This window comes from Streptomyces collinus, assembly GCF_031348265.1.
GTDB classification, from domain to species: Bacteria; Actinomycetota; Actinomycetes; order Streptomycetales; family Streptomycetaceae; genus Streptomyces; species Streptomyces collinus.
The window spans coordinates 5,970,006-5,987,057 of sequence record NZ_CP133771.1; the positions used below are offsets into that span (position 1 = coordinate 5,970,006).

Sequence of the window (17,052 nt, forward strand, 5' to 3'; positions counted from 1 at the left end):
CGGTAGGTCGGGCATTTTCCCGCCGGTAGCCCCGTCTCACCAACCGGGCACCTGTCAGGGCGACTTGAGCACCGCCTCCATCACCGCCCGCGCGACCGGCGCCGCGTCACCGCCTCCGCTGATGTCCCCGCGCCTCGCCTCCGCGTCCTCCACGACGACCGCGACCGCCACCCGCGCCGCCGGATCGCGCTCGCCCTGCGCCCAGGAGACGAACCAGGCGTACGGCGTCCCGGAGTTGCCGAGGCCGTGCTGGGCGGTGCCGGTCTTGCCGCCGACCTTGGCGCCGCGGATGGCGGCCTTGTGTCCGCCGCCGCGCTCGACCACGTCCCGCATCATCGCCCGCAGCCGGACGGCGGTGGACGGGTACATCGCCTGGCGGACCGCCCGCGAGCCGGCCGTCGCGAGGGTGGCACCGCCCGGCCGGGTCGTGCGCTCCACCAGATACGGGTCCCGCACCTGGCCGCCGTTCGCCACGGCCGCCGCGACCATCGCCATCTGCAGCGGTGTGGCGCGGGTGTTGTACTGGCCGATCGACGACAGGGCCAGCTGGGCCTTGTCCAGAGTGGTGTCGAAAGTGGACCGGACCACCGGGAAGGGGATCCGCAGCTCCCCGTTGCCGAACCCCAACGCGTGCGCCGTGGCCGTCATGTCCGGCACGCCCACCTCCACACCGAGCTTGGCGAACACCGTGTTGCAGGAGAGCGTGAAAGCCTCACGCAAGGAGGCGTCCGCACAGCCCTTCGACGCGTTGGTCAGGCGCGTCCGCGTCCCGGGCAGCCGGTAGGGGTCGGGGGAGTCGGTCGGCGCTTCGAGGTCCCTGACCACACCGGTGTCCAGCGCGGCGGCAGCGGTGACGACCTTGAAGGTCGAGCCCGGCGGGTACGTCTGCCGCACCGCCCGGTTGAGCATCGGGCGGTCCTTGTCCGCGGTGAGCCGCGCCCAGGCCCGGGCCGCGGCCGAGCCGTTGCCGGACAGCGGCTGGGGGTCGTAGGACGGGGCGGACACCAGGGCCAGGATCCGGCCGGTCGACGGCTCCAGCGCCGCCACCGCCCCCTTGCGGCCCGCGAGTCCCTTGAAGGCGGCCTCCTGCGCGGCCGGGTGCAGGGTCGTGACGACGTCTCCGCCGGCGTTGCGCGCCCGCGTGAAGTCGTTCCACAGCGGGAACGGCGCCAGCATCGGATCCGCGCCGGACAGCACGCCGTCCTCGGTGCCCTCCAGCAGCGTCGTCCCGTAGAGCTGGGAGGCGAAGCCCGTGACCGGGGCGTACAACGGGCCGTCGGTGTAGGTCCGTTCGTAGCGCAGGTGCTCGCGGGTGTCCCGGGAGCCGGTGACGGGCCGTCCGCCGACCAGGATGTCCCCGCGCGGCTGCTCGTAGCGGGTGATGTCGGGGCGCCGGTTGCCCGGGTTGCGGTCGTACGACGGCGCCTGGACGACTTGGACGCGGGCCGCGTTCAGCAGCAGCGCCACCAGCAACAGGACGCAGAACCATCCGGCGTGCCGGATGTGCCGGGTCACCGGGCGTCCTGCCCGTCGTGACCGCTCCGGGCCGAGTCGCTCACCCGGACCAGCAGCGCCACGATCGCCCAGTTGGTGACCACCGACGAGCCGCCCTGCGCAAGGAACGGCATCGCCATCCCGGTCAGCGGGATCAGCCCGGTCACCCCGCCCGCGATCACGAACACCTGGAGTGCCACCAGCGAGGCGAGGCCGACCGCGAGCAGCCGGCCGAAGGGCTCGCGCTGCGCGAGGCCCGCACGGAAGCCGCGCTCCACCAGCAGGCCGTAGAGGAGGAAGACCGCGCTGATGCCGGCCAGGCCGAGTTCCTCGCCCGCGGTCGCCAGGATGAAGTCCGACTTCACCGCGAAGCCGATGAGGTACGAGTGGCCGAGTCCGAGGCCCGCGCCGAGCAGGCCGCCCTCCGCGAAGGCGAACAGCGACTGGGCGAGCTGGTTCGCGCCCTCGCCCGCCTCGATGGAGGCGAAGGGGTGCAGCCAGGTCTCGATCCTGCTGTGCACGTGCGGCTCCAGCCGGCCCACGGCGACCGCGCCCAGCGCCGCCAGCAGCAGGCCGACCGCGATCCAGCCGGTGCGGCCGGTGGCCACATAGAGGAGCACCACGAACAAGCCGAAGAACAGCAGCGAGGTGCCGAGGTCGCGCTCCAGGATCAGCACGCCGACGCTCACCAGCCACACGGCGACGATCGGGCCGAGAACCCGGCCGGTGGGGAGCTGGAGCTTCCAGATGCGGCGGCCGGTGTAGGCGAGCGCGCTGCGGTTCGCCGCCAGGTACGCGGCGAAGAACACCGCCAGCAGCACCTTCGCGAACTCGCCCGGCTGGATGGAGAACCCGGCGATCCGGATCCAGATGCGGGCCCCGTTCACCGCCGGGAACAGGATGGGCAGCGTCAGCAGGACCAGGGCCGCGACCACGCAGACGTACGTGTAGCGCTGGAGCACCCGGTGGTCGCGCAGCAGCAGGACGACCAGGATGAACAGCGCCACGCCCAGGGTCGACCACACCAGCTGGGCGGGTGCCGCCCGGTCCCCCGGGGTCTCCAGGTCGAGCCGGTAGATCAGCACCAGGCCGAGTCCGTTGAGGAGCACCCCGATGGGCAGGAGCAGCGGGTCGGCGTACGGGGCCCGCAGGCGTACCGCCAGATGGGCCAGCAGCGCCAGGACGCCGAGCCCGGCGCCGTAGCCGGCGGCGCCGGGCGGGAGCGTTCCGTGCCGGGCGAGGCCCACGGCGCAGTAGCCGTACACCGACAGCAGGACGGCCAGCACGATGAGGGCGAGTTCGATGCCCCGGCGCCGGGGGAGGCGGCGGACGGCGGGCGGGGGCGGGTCCGCCGTCGCCACGGTGATTCCGGCCTTGCTCATGTCCGGAACCTACCCAAACAGCGCTTCTTGTGCGCCTTTGGGTGACCGAGTGTCAGCACCAGCGTGGAGCGGGGCCGATGTTGTCGATGTACCGGGCCGCGCCCCAGGCCCAGGTGCCGTCCGTCAGCAGGTACCAGAGCGGATTGCCCTGCACGGTCTCGCCGCCCGTCTTGCAGAAGATGCTGACGACGTCGCCCCGGTGGGCGAACCGGATGATCTGCGAACCGCGGTTCGGGGCGCTGCGCAGTGCCAGCGTGTCCGCCGTGACGACGCCTTCGTAGAGGCGCTGGTCGTGGTTGCCGTTCCCGCCGTTGCCGTTTCCGCCGTTCCCGCCGTTGCCGTTGTCGCCGTTCCCGCCGTTGCCGTTGCCGCCGTTCCCGCCGCTGCCGTTGTCGCCGTTCCCGCCGTTGGGGTCGTGCCAGTTGTTGCCGTTGCCGTTGCCGTTGCCGCCGCTGCCGTCGCCGCCGCTCGGGTCCCAGTCGTCGTGCGCGGCGGCGGGCGTGACGGCGACCGCGGCGGCGAGGAGGCCGGCGGCGGTGGCTATGGAGAGACGGGTGCGCAGGGACATGGGGGTTACCTCCAAGTGGGGGGCGAGGGTGCCGAAGCTGATTTATCGCCACATTAGGAGCGCCCAGGGGGTGTCGCCCCTCACGCTGGGCCATAGGAGAACGCGCCCCGGGCCCTCACTCCGCCGCCAGCTTCAGGGTGGCCACCGCCCCGCCCTCGGGCGCGTTCGCGAACTCCAGCCGCGCTCCCAGCACCTCGGCCTGCCCCCGCGCGATGGTCAGCCCCAGCCCGTGTCCCCGCGTACCGCCCTCCGTGCGGAACCGCTGCGGCCCGTGGGCGACCAGGTACTCGGGGAACCCGTCCCCGTGGTCGCGAACGGTCACCACCGGACCGTCCACGGTCAGCACCACCGGGCCACGCCCGTGCTTGTGCGCGTTCGCCACGAGGTTGCCCAGCACCCGCTCCAGCCGCCGTCGGTCCGTCTCCACGGCCACATCCCGTACGACCCTGACCTCCGTGCCGTTCCCCGCCGCCCGCACCGCACGCTCGGCCAGCGGCCCCAGTTGCTCGGTGTCCAGCTCCACCCGCTCCCGGCCGGTGTCCAGCCGGGAGATCTCCAGCAGGTCCTCGGTGAGCGTGCGCAGCGCCGCCACCCGGTCGCGGACCAGCTCCGTCGGGCGGCCGGGCGGCAACAGTTCGGCCGCCGCGTGCAGCCCGGTCAGCGGCGTGCGCAGTTCATGCGCGACATCCGCCGTGAACCGCTGCTCGGCGAGCAGCTTGCCCTGGAGCGAGGCCGCCATGGAGTCCAGCGCGGCGGCGACCGCGGCCACCTCGTCCTGGGGGCCGGCCTTCGTGCGCGGGCCTGCGCGCAGGTCCGTAGGCGGGTCCGTGCGCGGGTTCGTGCGCGGGTCCCTACGGAGGCCCGTACGGAGGCCCCTACGGAGGCCCGTACGGGGGTCGTTCACGCGCGCGTCCAGATCGCCCGCGCTGATCCGCCGCGCGACCAGCGCCGTGGTGTGCAGCCGCCGCGTCACCCGCGTCACCGCGAACGCCCCGACCAGCAGCGTCGCCCCGATCGCCAGGCCCGACGACCACAAGATCGCCCGGTCCAGGCCCTCGATCGTGCGGGCCTGCTGCGAGTAGTCGACCGCGACGGCCAGGGCGCGCTCACCGTCGACGGGACCCGCCGCCCACATCGTGGGGCGTCCCTCCCGTTCGGCAACCATCGTGCCGCGGTCCCCGGCCACCGCCAGGTCCCGCAGCTCCCCGGGCAGCTCCGGAGGATCCACCCCGGTGTCGCGCCGCAGCGTGTCCCCGGCCTCGTATCGCTCCGTCGCCTGCGTCAGCCGCTGCAGCGCCTGGTCGCGGGCCTGGCCGACGGTCTGGTTCGTCACCTGCACGTGCACCAGGACGCCGAGCAGGGCCGCCAGAGCGCAGCACATCACCGTGATGAAGGCGGCGGCCTTCGCGGCGAGCGTCCCGGACCACGGGGGCAACACGGGCCTCATCCGCCGCTCACCGAGGCGGAGCCGGACGCGGAGGGGGAGAGCGACGGGGCGGCGGTGGGGGAGGCCGACGGCTGCCGGGAGTGCTTGCGCGGGCCGGTGCGCAGCATCTCGTCGTGGGTGAGGAGCATGGCCCGCTGGTCCCGGTCCCAGGTCCACTGCAGGCGGTACTCGTAACCCGCGACCTCCGACGGCGAGCGGATCACCAGGGAGCGTCCGGCCAGTTCGACACCGCTGAGCGCGTCCTCCCAGGCCATCACCTGCACCAGCCGGTGCTTCTCGACGGTGTAGACGCGGACCGCGGTCGTCTTGCCGGGCAGCAGCGGGAAGCCCAGCGTCAGGTCGTCGCGCCCGTCGCCGGTCAGGTCCCGGTAGTACGGCCTGAGCACCGGGCACCTCCCGTGCCCCGCGCCCTTGCCGCACTCGGCCATCCTGCGCTTCGTGTCGCGGTAGGGCGCCTCGCCGCCGTCGTACTCACCGGGGTGCCGGGCTATCTCGGCCCGGACGATCCCGACCGGGTCCACCCGGCGGATGTCGTCGCCGGGGACCTTCACCCCCTTGACCACCTCGGTGTTCACCTCGCCGATCTCGAAGGCCGGGCTGGACGCGGGGGTCAGCTCCGGCCAGAGCCGGGCCGGTCCCTGCGCCGTCGGGGTCGACCCCGCGCCCTCCAGCCCCCCGGCGTCCCCGCAGCCCACGGCGGCGGCCAGCAGGAGGGCGACGGCGGCGAGGCGACGGGCGGCCTGTCCGGGGCGGCTGAGGGGCACTGCACTCCTGGCGTTCGTGGGCGATCACACGGGCGGACGCGACCGTCGGCCGCGTACACCTTATTCGCGGTGAAGTCCCATTTGCGCGAGAGGGCGGCCGGACGTGCGCGCCCGCGGGCGGGAAGCCGTACGGAGCCGGCCGTGACCGCCCGCATGCGCCAAGCCGTACCGAGCCCGACGTGAGCGCCCGCATGCGCCAAGCCATACGGAGCCGGACGTGACCGCCCGCACCCGGCACGCCGTACGGAGCCGGACGTGAGCGCCCGTATGCGGCAAGCCAACGGGTGCGGGCTACTCGGCGAGCTCCTCCAGCAGCCGGGCCGTGGCCAGCCCGGCCCGCAGGTACTCGACGAACAGGTCGTTGTGCAGCGCCCAGGGCGAGCGGCGGTCCCGGATCAGCCGGATCGCCGCCTCGGCGGAGCTGCCCTGGCGCATCAGCGCGTGCGCGACGACCAGACCGGAGCGGTTGTACCCGTGGTAACAGCGGACGAGAACCCGGCGGCCCTCGCTCATCGCCTCGCACGCCGCCTCGGCCAGCCGGATCACCCCGGCGAGCTGCGTCCCGTCCAGGGGGCCGTCGGGGATGGGCCACACATGGTGCCGGACGCCGGGATCGGGCCCGTGCCCCGGCAGCCGCAGCAGCGTCTGTACGAGGTCGAACTCGTTCCGTACGACGGCGAACTCCAGGTGCCCCAAGGCCCCCGTGTACTCGTGACCGCCCATCCAGAGGCCGGGGACGACCTCGCTCCACGGACTCTCCGGAGCGGGCACGTCGGGTTTACTGCGGGTACGCAACGGCGCCTCCCCACGATCACCGCCCGAGGATCCGCGGGCAGGCCCAACTGCTCTCCAAGGTAACCGGGTTCTTGCCCCCGCAGCACCCCGCCTGTTCCCATGGACTGGGGTGATGGTGCATGAACGGACTGCGCGTCATACCGACCTGGCGGCACGGCCGGGAACGGCTGTACGTCTGCCTCCCGGACGGCAGGAACATCGCCTGGTACGACCGTGAGGCCGCCCGGGTGAACCTGCTCGGCCAGGACCGCGAGGACGACGTCCTGCGGGCCCTCGGCCCCTTCGTCACCGGCCCCGTGACCGTGGGACCGCCCCCGGTGCCGACCCCCGCCGAACTGGCCCGCCTCGCCCTCCACCCCGACGACGACCTGGCCCCCAACCGCCCCGGCGAGGCCCTCGTCGTGGCCCTCGACCGCGACCCCGGCCCCACCCACCGGCTGCGCCCCGACCCGCGCCGCAGGGCCCTGGCGGCCGAGCAGACGGTCGGTGACGCCCTCGACCGCCTCGACGGCGCCGGCTGGCACGCCCTGCACTCCGTGCCACTGCCCGGCGGCGACCGCATCCACCACCTGCTGATCGGCCCCGGCGGCCTCTACGCCGTCCACACCCTGCACGCCCGAAGGCAGCGCGTCCGCATCGCCGACCCCATGGTCACCCTGGGCCGCCGCGACCCGTACCCCCTCCTGCGCCGCGTCCGCTCCGACGCCGACCGCGCCTCCTACGCCCTGACGGCGGAGGTCCGCCCGGTACTCGCCCTGGTGGACCCGGCATCGCTGTCGATCCCGACCGCCCCCCGGGAAGTCCACGTCCTGACGGCCGTGGAGGTGGAGGGCCTGTCCCGGCGGGGCGGCGTCCTGAAACCGGCGGACGTGGAGGCCCTGCATGCGATGGCCCGCGACCGGAACACGTGGGCGAGGGTGTGAGGGGGCGCCGCCACCGGTCCACGTGGACGAGGGTGTGAGGGAGGCGGCCCCGGCCGGCCGGTCGGGGCACGGCCTCTGACCACGGCCTCTGACCACGGCCTCTGACCACGGCCTCTGACCACGGCCTCTGACCACGGCCTCTGACCACGGCCTCTGACCACGGCCTCTGACCACGGCCTCTGACCACGGCCTCTGACCACGGCCTCTGACCACGGCCTCTGACCACGGCGACACCCGTCGGGGAGTCCACCGGCCGTCCTGCTACGGCAGCGTCCCGGCCGTGTCCGCGTCCAGCAGGGGAGCGAGCAGGTCGCCGTAGTCCTGGACCCGCGGGGCGATGTCACCCGCATGGAAGTCCAGCCGTCCGGGCGCGCGGCACTCCTCGACCTCGTCCCAGGTCACCGGGGCCGAGACGGTCGGCTCGGGGCGGGCCCGCAGGGTGTAGGGCGTCGCCGTCGTCTTGCGGGCGGCGTTCTGGCTCCAGTCGACGAAGACCTTCCCCGGGCGCAGACTCCTGGTCATCCGGTGCAGTGCGAGGCGGGGCATGGCCTTCTCCGCCTCGACGGCGAGTGCCTTGGCGTACTCGGACACCCGCTCGGAGGACGCCCCCCGCACGGCGGAAAGCAGATGCAGCCCCTTCGAGCCGGAGGTCTTGGCGTAGGTCTCGATGCCGTCGTGCGCGAGCCGTTCCCGCAGCCACAGCGCGACCTCGCAGCACTGCACGATGCTCGCCGGCGCCCCCGGATCGAGGTCGAACACGATCCGGTCGGCCTCGTCCGGGGTGCCGACGAGCCACTGGTGGGTGTGGAACTCGGCCACGAGGTTCGCCGACCACATCAGACTCGGCAGATCCTGCACCAGGACCATCCGCGAGGGCCCCTCGACCCGTGGCACCTCGGCGGTGGTGACCCACTCGGGCGTACCCGGCGGCACGTTCTTCGTGAAGAACACCTGCCCGTCCGGCCCGTCCGGATACCGCAGGAAGGACACCGCCCGGTCCCGCAGATGGGGGAGCAGGACCTCGGCGACGGTCGCGTAGTAGTGCAGCACCTCGCCCTTGGTGAAGCCGGTGGCGGGATACAGCACCTTCTCCAGATTGCTGAGAGCGAGCCGTCGCCCCTCCACCACTGTGATAGGCGCCATACGATAAGAATCCCACGCAAACCGTGACGAACACTCCCGAGCGTGACCGGAAGGGTGCAGCACGTGAGATCCATATGGAACGGCGCCATCTCGTTCGGCCTGGTCAGCATCCCGATCAAGCTGGTGAACGCCACCGAGAGCCACTCGATCTCCTTCCGCCAGATCCACACCGAGGACGGCGGCCGCATCCGCTACCGCAAATTCTGCGAACTGGAAGACCGCGAGGTCACCCAGGGGGAGATCGGCAAGGGCTACGAGGACGCGGACGGCACGATCATCCCGATCACCGAGGAGGACCTGTCCAGCCTGCCCATCCCGACGGCGAAGACGATCGAGATCGTGGCCTTCGTCCCGGCGGACCGGATCGACCCGCTCCAGATGGACGCCGCGTACTACCTCCAGGCGAGCGGAGCCCCGGCGGCGAAGCCGTACACGCTGCTGCGCGAGGCGCTGAAGCGCAGCAACAAGGTGGCGATCGCGAAGTTCGCCCTGCGCGGGCGCGAGCGCCTGGGCATGCTCAGGGTGGTCGGCGAGGCCATCGCCATGCACGGCCTGCTGTGGCCGGACGAGGTCCGCGCGCCCGAGGGCCTGGCCCCCGACACCGACGTCACCGTCCGCGACCAGGAACTGGACCTGGCCGACGCCTTGATGGACACCTTGGGCGAGGTCGACCTGGAGGACCTGCACGACGAGTACCGCGAGGCCGTTGAGGAGGTCATCGCCGCGAAGGCCGCCGGCGAGGCCCTGCCCCAGGCCCCGGAACCGGCCACGGGCGGCAAGGTCCTGGACCTGATGGCGGCCCTGGAGAGCAGCGTCCGCGCGGCCCGCGAGTCCCGGGGCGAGGACGCCGAGCACGCCGAGGTCAAGTCGCTCCCGCAGCGCAAGACGGCCCGCGCGGCCCCCAAACAGACCGGCGGCAAGAAGTCGACGTCCACCGCGAAGAAGACGGCGGCCAAGAAGACCACGGCGGCGAAGAAGTCGACGGCCAAGTCGGGCCAGGGGACGACCAAGAAGACGGCGTCGAAGAGCACCGCCAAGAAGACGACGGCGAAGAAGTCGACCCCCCGCAAGCGCTCGGCCTGAGGGTCCCCACGCGGGTGCCCCGCTTCCGGGTCACGCTGGAGGCTCGTGCTGCCCGTGCACTACGGGGAACAACACGGTGATGCGCTCGCCGCTGTCCGCGTTCCTCCTGGCCGAGGCCGAGGCCGAGGCCGACGCCATCAGCCTCGGCGACCGGATCGTCCACCGCGTCCACCGCGTCCACGGTGGGCACGTGCGCGTGTCGTGCGGCCCCCGAGCGGCCCCGGAGGTCTCCTGCCTCCGGGCCTGCGGCCCTCAGGCCACCCGCCGGCCTTCCTGCTGCTCGGACTCTTCCTCCTCCTCGTCGGGCAGATGAACGTCGTCGACGGCGATGTTGACCTCCACGACCTCCAGACCGGTCATCCGCTCCACCGCGTTGACGACATTGGTCCGGATGTCCGCCGCGGTGTCGGCGATGGCGGCGCCGTACTCGACGACCACATCGAGATCGACGGCGGCCTGGCGCTCGCCGACCTCGACCTTCACCCCCTGGGTGGCCCCACTGCCCCCGCCCGGCACCCGCTGACGCACAGCCCCGAAGGCCCTGGTCACTCCTCCGCCGAGGTTGTGCACCTCGGGAATCTCCCGGGCCGCCATGCCCGCGATCTTCGCGACGACCGTGTCCGCGATGGCGGTGCTCCCGCGGGTGCCGGGAGCGCCCTTCCCGCCCTGCGATGTCGCCCCGTCCTGCCTGCCCGCTGTGTTCCTGCGCTGAGTGGTCTCCGTCATGACCGTCACCTCGATGATCGGTGAGAGGGATGAGCAGCGTGGTTCCACTCCACGGTAGAACAATGGTGCGTATGGGGCGAAAGTGGCGCCCTGTTCTGTGATCGCGTGCCTCACCCTTCCCGGGTGAGGCCACCCCGTCCCACTCCGTGCACGCTGAAAACGGCACGACGTCGGCGCAGGGGGGCGACAGGGGGCGACAGGGGAAGCGAGGGAGCCGGCATGACCACCACCACACCCCAGGACAGTGCTCGTACGTCGCTGCGGGAATGGGCCACCGGCGTGACCGTGTTCGCGGCCATCATGCTCATGATCGGCGGCATTCTCGACATCATGCGCGGCATCGCGGAGATCGCCGCGGACGACATCTTCGTCTCGACGCGGAACTACGTCTTCGCGTTCGACCTCACGGCCTGGGGCTGGATCCACCTCACCCTGGGCGTGATCGCCTTCGTCGTCAGCTTCGGCCTTTTCATGGGGTCGACATGGGCGCGCGTCCTCGGAGTCGGCATCGCCGGCCTCGTCATCATCGCCCACTTCCTCTCCCTGCCGTACTACCCGGTCTGGTCGATCATCATGATCGCCGTCTCGGGCTTCATCATCTGGGCCCTGTGCGCGATGAGGAAGGACGACGTCTTCGTCCCGTTCGAGAGCCCGCCGGGCATGTGAGCACATGACGAAAGAGGGCGGGAGCCAGTGAACAGACTCCCGCCCTCTTCTGTTTCGTCGGCATCCGCCCTGATCACGTACCAGATCCAGGCAAGTGATTCGGCGAGCGCCCCAGGGCGGATTCAAGTCCCGGGCCCGCGTAGATCGTCGGGACCGTTCGCGGGTGGGTCCGAGCTGGGGCTTTGCCAGAACTCAAACCGCCGTTCCCACCTCCGGCCCTCCGAAGCAGTGCCGCTCCGCCGATCTGGTCGGCTGCAGCGTGATGGGTTTTCTCGTAATCCACAGCGCGGCCGATGAGTTCGTGGCTCCCGGCCGGTCCAAGCTCGTGACCCTCTGGGAAAGGACACCGCCATGTCGGAGCTTCTCGTCGACTTCATCACCTCCCTCGACGGCCACGCCTCGGGAGAGGGATGGCCCGGGTTCTGGGGCCTCGAGGGCCCGGAGTACCTCACATGGCTGGGCGAGCAGCCCGAGGCCACCTACCTGATGGGAGCGAACACCTACCGCCTGATGTCGGGCTTCGCCGCAGGCGAGGTCCCGAAGGGCCAAGACGAGTTCAGGCCCGAAGAAGAGGCGTCCGTCGACGAACTCACGCAAGCGTCCAAGATGGTGTTCTCCTCCTCGCTCGAGGAGCCACTGACGTGGGCCAACTCCACGCTCGTCCGCGACGACGCCATCGAGGCGGTCCGCGCCATGAAATCGAGTGGCCCGGGGCTCCTCAGCACGATCGGCAGCCTGAGCCTGTGCCGGTCCCTGCTACGAGCCGGACTCGTCGACCGCTTCCGGGTCGTGATGTTCCCGGTGATCACCGGGGCCACGGGCGAGGAACGCATCTACGACGGCTATCCGGACGTTGCGCTCGAAATGATCGAGCACCGCACCTTCGACGGCCGCATCCAGCTGGTCGAGTACAAACCCCGCGTGCTCGAGCACCCGCCGCTCGGCGTCCCTGCGTGACGTCGCCCCGTCCGCCGGTCCGGACGGCCCGCCAGGCCGGCGCCGGCGGGCGCGGAGCAAGACCTCATAGGGGCCGAACGACCAACATCAGGACGCCCGGTCCATCGCCGCTGTGCGACGGGAGTTGACGCCACATCAGAACAGGCATGAGCTGGCATCTTCGCCCGTCCTTGCCGTCCTGACTGAACTGTGCCCGCTCGACTCGCGCGGGTCAGGGACACGCTCGAGTTGGGTGCGCAGACGCCCGAGGACGGCAGGACGTCACCAGCCGGCGGATCGAGGACCTGCTGCGCGAGCACGAGTAGGTATCCCTGCCCGCTTCCGAGGCCGTTGCTCTGTGATTCAGCTCGTCGGGTAGCCGATCTCGGCAATGTCCTCCGAGAGATCCGCCAGGACGATTCTCGGGTTCAAGGCGCGGACCAGTTCTTCGGTCAGCGGGCGAGAAGAGAAGACGTGACGAACGGCCTCCAGATCGACCGGGACCTCGTAGTAGTCCTCGGCCCAGCGTTGAAACGCTTCCGGGGAGCGATCCACCAACAGCCGGAAGAGGTATCCGGCACCGTCCGGATCTTCCGTTGCCGCATCGGGGAAGTCGATCGTTCCCGCCTTCCAGCGGTCGTCGGCTGTCTCCCGCCACATACAGGCTGTGACGATGGGCATCGCGTCTTCGTCCGAGAACGCCGGCTCCTCGACATACGGCCGGAAGACCTCAGGAACCTCGTCGAGCACTCCGGGGAATGGCCCGTCTTCTGCATAGGGGCTCATGGGCGATTCGTGATCGAATCCCCGCACGTAGGCGCCGGCGGCTGAGAAAACGATCGAGTACTCGTCGCCCGATCCGCTCCGCATCGAGGCCATCGACTCCGTCTCGGACCAGTGGTCGTCGAAGGAGTGGTGGCGGCTCTCCCACTCAGGGCTCAGAACTGCCTCCAGGACGGCCATGGAACGGCAGTGCTCACGGAGGACTGCTATCTCAGGCAGGCGTCGAGCAACGTCACGAACGGTCACCCGCTCATCCAAGCGCAGGCATCTGACATGTCAGGTCCTTCCGAACGGCACACGCCTGCACACACACGAAAACCCCGTCCCAGCAAAGCGCCGATGGCGGGGTCTTTGGACACCTCATGCAAGGTGCCCCCGGAGGATTCGAACCTGCGCACACGGCTCCGGAGGCCGCTTGATGTTCTCGCATTCGTGCAGCTCACACGGAGTGAGGGGTCCGGTCTTCGGGAGGCCGGTCCACACACAGTCCACGGTTTGGCTGTCGCTAGGACTGAAGATCCTCTAGCGTGCCGAGGGGCTTAGGCCCGTCCATCGGAGCGATCATGCGTAGGAATCTGAGTGCCTGAGAAGCTAGACAGTATCTTTGACCTAGTACATCCTATTTTGTCAGAAGCGTCGTCGGCGTCCCCATGGACGATGACGGACAAGGGGCCGTCCTATGAGGCCGATACTGCCCTTCTTGAGAAGTTGCTTGCCATTCCCGTCGAGGAGGGCGCGGACTCGCAAAGTGGTCGCCTCGCGAAGGCGCTTGACGCCTGGGCAGCTCACGAGCTCCGGAGGGCCGGATTCGACGCTGACGAGGTATGGCCACGGCGGGACGCGCCCAGGGTCTTGCCTCGTGAGGTGGGAATCTTCATCAGTAAGCTGCCGCAAAAATTGCGCACGCAGGTGCAGCCATACTTGGTGAAGGACAGAGCTACAGCGCCTTCGAACGCTAGCATTTTGGGGAAAGCCTATGTAAAGCAGGTGGATGTCGTAGTTGCCCAATGGGCGCGTGGTCCGGAGATCCTCATCTCAACGAAGACCATGGCATCATCATTCGCAAAGAACCTCCCCAATCGCTTTGAGGAGGCTTACGGAGATGCAAAAAATCTTCGGGGGAGGCATCCGCTAGCAGCGATAGGATTCGTTTTCCTCCTTCACTCCTCTGTTCAGACCAACGAGCCGGCGTCCTATGAGCGTGCGCTAGATATGCTGCGCAAGTTGAGAGCTGAATATGACGTCTACGACTCCACGGCTGTTTTGATGGCCGACTGGACTCCGGGAGACGGGTCGAGTGTGCATATTCGTCATGACTTGGTGCCGGAAGACCTGAGCATCAATCAATTCTTTAGTGTGTCTATCGATGCGGTATTGGCGCGGACGCCGATTGACATGCATGTTCAGGTGAGGGAGCGAAGGGAAATTCGCGAGTTGCCTGTGCAGGACGAGGACGTAGCAGCGCAGCACTCGGAGGGAACTACTTCGGAAGGCTCGTAAAAATACCGTAGGCGCGCAGTGCGGCACTTGTTGCCGCGTCAACGTCTCGACTGCGGAAGGCTGCGATCAGGTCCTGCCGATTCCTCGCACTCAACGACTCTGGTTGTGGCACCCGAATCCTACGCAGGTACTGAGCTTGGAACCTTAGCGTTCCACCTCGCATGCGTACGGCGTACGATTCCACAAAGAGTTGAGCGACACGGGAAAGCAACAAGCCCCCCAGTACTTCCAAATCCCAACTCTCCGAAGTTACGTAATAGAGATTGTGGTGGGGGTAGTGACCTCCCTGTTCCAGCGTGGGATGGATAGTGAGTCGCATGTCGGGGAGAAGTAGTTTGGGCTTTCCCACTAGGCTCGCATCAACCTTGTCGATTGTGCGATACCACTGATCTGTGCGCTTCTTTGCGACGTGCCGGCGGCTCAACAGGCCACGGTTCTCCTGTAGATAACTGTTGAGCCGAGGGTAGCTGTCCAGCGAGACCAAATCGCCATCAGCGGTCCACGGGTTCACGAGGTACGAGCCGGTCCAGTCAAATACGCCAGATCGTGCATCCTTGACCATAGAGAGTGGGAGAAGGCGATCTGATTCCACGAGATTCGCATCGGTGGTCAAGAAAACAGAATCTGCACCTGTTGCGACGCCGATGCCGACTTTGGTGTCGGTTTCCTCAAGTACGGGGAATGTGTCGTTGAGATGTTCCAGAAGGGCGAGCCGGGCTGGACTTCCTGTCGGCCAGGATTCGTCGCCTGAGAACCAATGAGGAAGGCAAGCGGTTGTAAATCCCACTTCGGTCACTTCTGTCGGCTCCTTTTTTTGAAGCCACGAGAGCAACCTTCTTGCTTGCTTCGGCCCGAGTTCTTTTGAGGTGTCTGCCACCATCGTGTCCCTTTGAGGGCTATTGCGAATGATCGTGACTGCAGGATAAGCCGCCACCCGGTCCTCAAAGGCGTCAACGTCATGCATGATGACGACGGAGTCGACGCTGAATCTTCTTGCGATCAGCCTCCTGAGTTCGCGGCCATACTGATTTCTCATCCAGCGGTCAGCGCAGATGAAGCCAAGCACCCCACCTTCTTTAAGGGATTCGAGACCGCGCTCGAAAAATCCGACATAGATGTCCGAGCGGCCCGTCATGGTTAGATTTCGAGCGCGATAGCTCTGCATTCTGTCTGCGGGCACATCTTCCAGACGGATGTATGGTGGATTGCCCACCACGATGTCGGCTGGTGGGGTATCTGAAAGTAGGTAATCGCCTTGAGTGACCCAATTTTCTGCGAGGATCTCGGCGTTATCATGTCCCCAGCCGTCTGCTGTAAGGATGGAGCGGATCTTTTCGCGGCTTGAAGACACGTTCCGGGCCAGGATGTCAAAGGCTCGAATGCCGTCGATAGGAAGTTCTTTCCCGAACTTCCTGCATGACTCACTGAGACGCTCAGTGATGCCAACTAGAAAGGCTCCACCGCCACAGGCCGGGTCCGTGATTACGACCTCGCAAAGGTCTCTGTCCGGCGTGTAGTCGACAAGGTCAAGAATAAGATCAACGACCCAGCGCTGCGTGTACACCTCGCCGTGGTTAATGGACTCGGCTGGGATTGCGCTGGGGTTTGGAAGTTGCCTCATCTTGCTCGTCACGTGAGGGAGCCTAGCTTGTAGGGAGCGTCGCGTCGGGTGCGCTGGCTGGCATCTCGGGTTGCTCTCGCTGGGGTTCGCGGCCAGCAAGCAACGGAGAACGGCCGGGTGAGATCCCGCTCAGTGGGACTCTTGTCAACACACCCTTGCGGTCTGCGCTGACGCTCTGCAGTGAGACGCAGAGTGTGTTCGGCGGGAGCCGCTGTGTCACTGCCCTGCGGCGCATGGCCAGATCGCACAGATATCACTCCATCGAACGCGTTGACCGCACGCGGGGAGTTCGCCCAGCGAGTGCGGCTAGGGTTCTTGTCCTGTCTCTGTAGCTTGGCGACGCAGGTGGCCCTCAGTGTCCGCTGGGCCAGGTGTTGCAGCGCAGTAGCGGCCAGGCTCCCCGTATGACATGCGGTGCAGGCGGTCTGACACGGCACGGGTCCCTCCTCTTCCTCAAACGGCAGCGCAAGCTAGCACCTAGCACTGACATTCGATCAGCCGGTCGGATCGCCATGCTGGAGGCCGGCTCATCGTGCTTCTTGTTGCCTGCTTCGCCATGTAGCCCGCACGGTGTGGCGAGCGTCACACTTTTGACCCAAGCCCTTGTCCTGTCCCGCTCAAGCGCTGTGTGGCTGTCTAACGGACGTTCTGGTGCCCGGAGGTCAAAGATGATCCCGGAAGCTCGAGAGTTTGCAAGCGAATCCTCGAGAACGTATCGCCCGTGGTGTGTGACGGGAGTGCGATGACCAAGACGGCGCGCTAAGTGCCGAGTTGACGCGCTACGCTCTACGTGCTGGTTTCCCTCCCTTACGGACCTCCGGTTGGCGAGAGACCGACCGGAGCACCCACTGAGGGTGCACTGGGAAGAAGGGAAAGAGCGAATGCGGGACCGACGGTATAGAGGGCCAGGGAAGCGCTGGCCTGGGCCGGATCGCTGGCAAGTCACATTGTCCGCGCTAGGCCTCGTAGTAGCCGTCGCTGCTCTCGTGGAGCAAGTGAGGCGGTGAGCCCGGCCGCCCTATAAACGGCCGGGCTCACTCGCTGCTCCGCAGGCACAGGTCCGGCTTGGTGGCACCCAGGCCGGACCGTGTCCCGGAGCCGTCTTAAGGGGACCGACGTTGAGCTGCAAGTTGAGCCACAACTTGTGTCACAACCTAAGCTACATGGATCCAGCGCAGCGGCGTCGCCAATGGAACCCGTCGATGACTGGACTCTTCTGTT

The 17,052-nt window shown here is 68.4% G+C and carries 15 protein-coding genes; 5 read left to right on the top strand and 10 right to left on the bottom strand.

Annotation, left to right across the window (positions count from 1 at the left end):
* Positions 1–54: 54 nt before the first annotated feature.
* From RFN52_RS27315 to RFN52_RS27340, 6 genes are all read right to left on the bottom strand, one after another.
* Positions 55–1,515 carry a penicillin-binding transpeptidase domain-containing protein gene (locus RFN52_RS27315; RefSeq protein ID WP_184849929.1) on the bottom strand — a complete coding sequence of 487 codons (1,461 nt, stop codon included), beginning with the start codon at positions 1,513–1,515 and terminating at the stop codon, positions 55–57.
* Positions 1,512–2,876: an FtsW/RodA/SpoVE family cell cycle protein gene (locus tag RFN52_RS27320; RefSeq protein WP_184849931.1), complete on the bottom strand. Its 1,365-nt coding sequence runs from the start codon at positions 2,874–2,876 to the stop codon at positions 1,512–1,514. Before RFN52_RS27320 ends, RFN52_RS27315 begins: the two co-directional genes overlap by 4 nt.
* A 52-nt stretch (positions 2,877–2,928) precedes the next feature.
* Positions 2,929–3,444 (bottom strand): SH3 domain-containing protein, encoded by a 516-nt coding sequence (locus RFN52_RS27325; RefSeq protein ID WP_184849933.1) that lies wholly within the window; start codon positions 3,442–3,444, stop codon positions 2,929–2,931.
* 115 nt (positions 3,445–3,559) lie between these two features.
* Positions 3,560–4,891 carry an ATP-binding protein gene (locus tag RFN52_RS27330; RefSeq protein ID WP_184849934.1) on the bottom strand — a complete coding sequence of 444 codons (1,332 nt, stop codon included), beginning with the start codon at positions 4,889–4,891 and terminating at the stop codon, positions 3,560–3,562.
* Entirely contained in the window at positions 4,888–5,655 is a 768-nt protein-coding gene (locus RFN52_RS27335) for a hypothetical protein (protein ID WP_184849935.1), read from the bottom strand. The genes RFN52_RS27330 and RFN52_RS27335 overlap by 4 nt, the downstream gene beginning before the upstream one ends.
* A 291-nt stretch (positions 5,656–5,946) precedes the next feature.
* Positions 5,947–6,450, bottom strand: coding sequence for a protein-tyrosine phosphatase family protein (locus tag RFN52_RS27340; RefSeq protein ID WP_229856394.1), 504 nt, complete (start codon positions 6,448–6,450; stop codon positions 5,947–5,949).
* A gap of 119 nt (positions 6,451–6,569) precedes the next feature.
* Between RFN52_RS27340 and RFN52_RS27345 the strand changes: the two genes are divergently transcribed.
* The gene (locus tag RFN52_RS27345; RefSeq protein ID WP_184849936.1) at positions 6,570–7,373 is read left to right on the top strand and encodes a nuclease-related domain-containing protein; all 804 of its coding nucleotides are present in this window, start codon (positions 6,570–6,572) and stop codon (positions 7,371–7,373) included.
* A gap of 261 nt (positions 7,374–7,634) precedes the next feature.
* Here RFN52_RS27345 and ligD read toward each other — a convergent pair whose 3' ends face one another.
* Entirely contained in the window at positions 7,635–8,516 is an 882-nt protein-coding gene (ligD, locus tag RFN52_RS27350; RefSeq protein WP_184849938.1) for a non-homologous end-joining DNA ligase, read from the bottom strand.
* 63 nt (positions 8,517–8,579) lie between these two features.
* Here ligD and ku point away from each other — a divergent pair, with 63 nt between their 5' ends.
* Entirely contained in the window at positions 8,580–9,599 is a 1,020-nt protein-coding gene (ku, locus tag RFN52_RS27355) for a non-homologous end joining protein Ku (RefSeq protein WP_444545555.1), read from the top strand.
* 252 nt (positions 9,600–9,851) lie between these two features.
* Here ku and RFN52_RS27360 read toward each other — a convergent pair whose 3' ends face one another.
* Positions 9,852–10,325 (bottom strand): Asp23/Gls24 family envelope stress response protein, encoded by a 474-nt coding sequence (locus RFN52_RS27360; protein WP_184849940.1) that lies wholly within the window; start codon positions 10,323–10,325, stop codon positions 9,852–9,854.
* A gap of 219 nt (positions 10,326–10,544) precedes the next feature.
* Between RFN52_RS27360 and RFN52_RS27365 the strand changes: the two genes are divergently transcribed.
* A complete protein-coding gene (locus RFN52_RS27365) occupies positions 10,545–10,991 on the top strand; it encodes a DUF7144 family membrane protein (RefSeq protein WP_184849942.1) in 447 nt (148 codons plus the stop codon).
* Positions 10,992–11,342: 351 nt separating this feature from the next.
* The gene (locus RFN52_RS27370; protein WP_184849944.1) at positions 11,343–11,948 is read left to right on the top strand and encodes a dihydrofolate reductase family protein; all 606 of its coding nucleotides are present in this window, start codon (positions 11,343–11,345) and stop codon (positions 11,946–11,948) included.
* Between the two features lie 342 nt (positions 11,949–12,290).
* Here RFN52_RS27370 and RFN52_RS27375 read toward each other — a convergent pair whose 3' ends face one another.
* A complete protein-coding gene (locus tag RFN52_RS27375) occupies positions 12,291–12,956 on the bottom strand; it encodes a hypothetical protein (RefSeq protein WP_184849946.1) in 666 nt (221 codons plus the stop codon).
* A 618-nt stretch (positions 12,957–13,574) separates the two neighbouring features.
* Between RFN52_RS27375 and RFN52_RS27380 the strand changes: the two genes are divergently transcribed.
* Complete coding sequence (locus tag RFN52_RS27380) at positions 13,575–14,210, top strand: hypothetical protein (protein ID WP_184849948.1); 636 nt, start codon at positions 13,575–13,577, stop codon at positions 14,208–14,210.
* Here RFN52_RS27380 and RFN52_RS27385 read toward each other — a convergent pair.
* Positions 14,191–15,843, bottom strand: coding sequence for an N-6 DNA methylase family protein (locus tag RFN52_RS27385; RefSeq protein WP_311241066.1), 1,653 nt, complete (start codon positions 15,841–15,843; stop codon positions 14,191–14,193). The genes RFN52_RS27380 and RFN52_RS27385 overlap by 20 nt on opposite strands.
* Positions 15,844–17,052 lie beyond the last annotated feature (1,209 nt).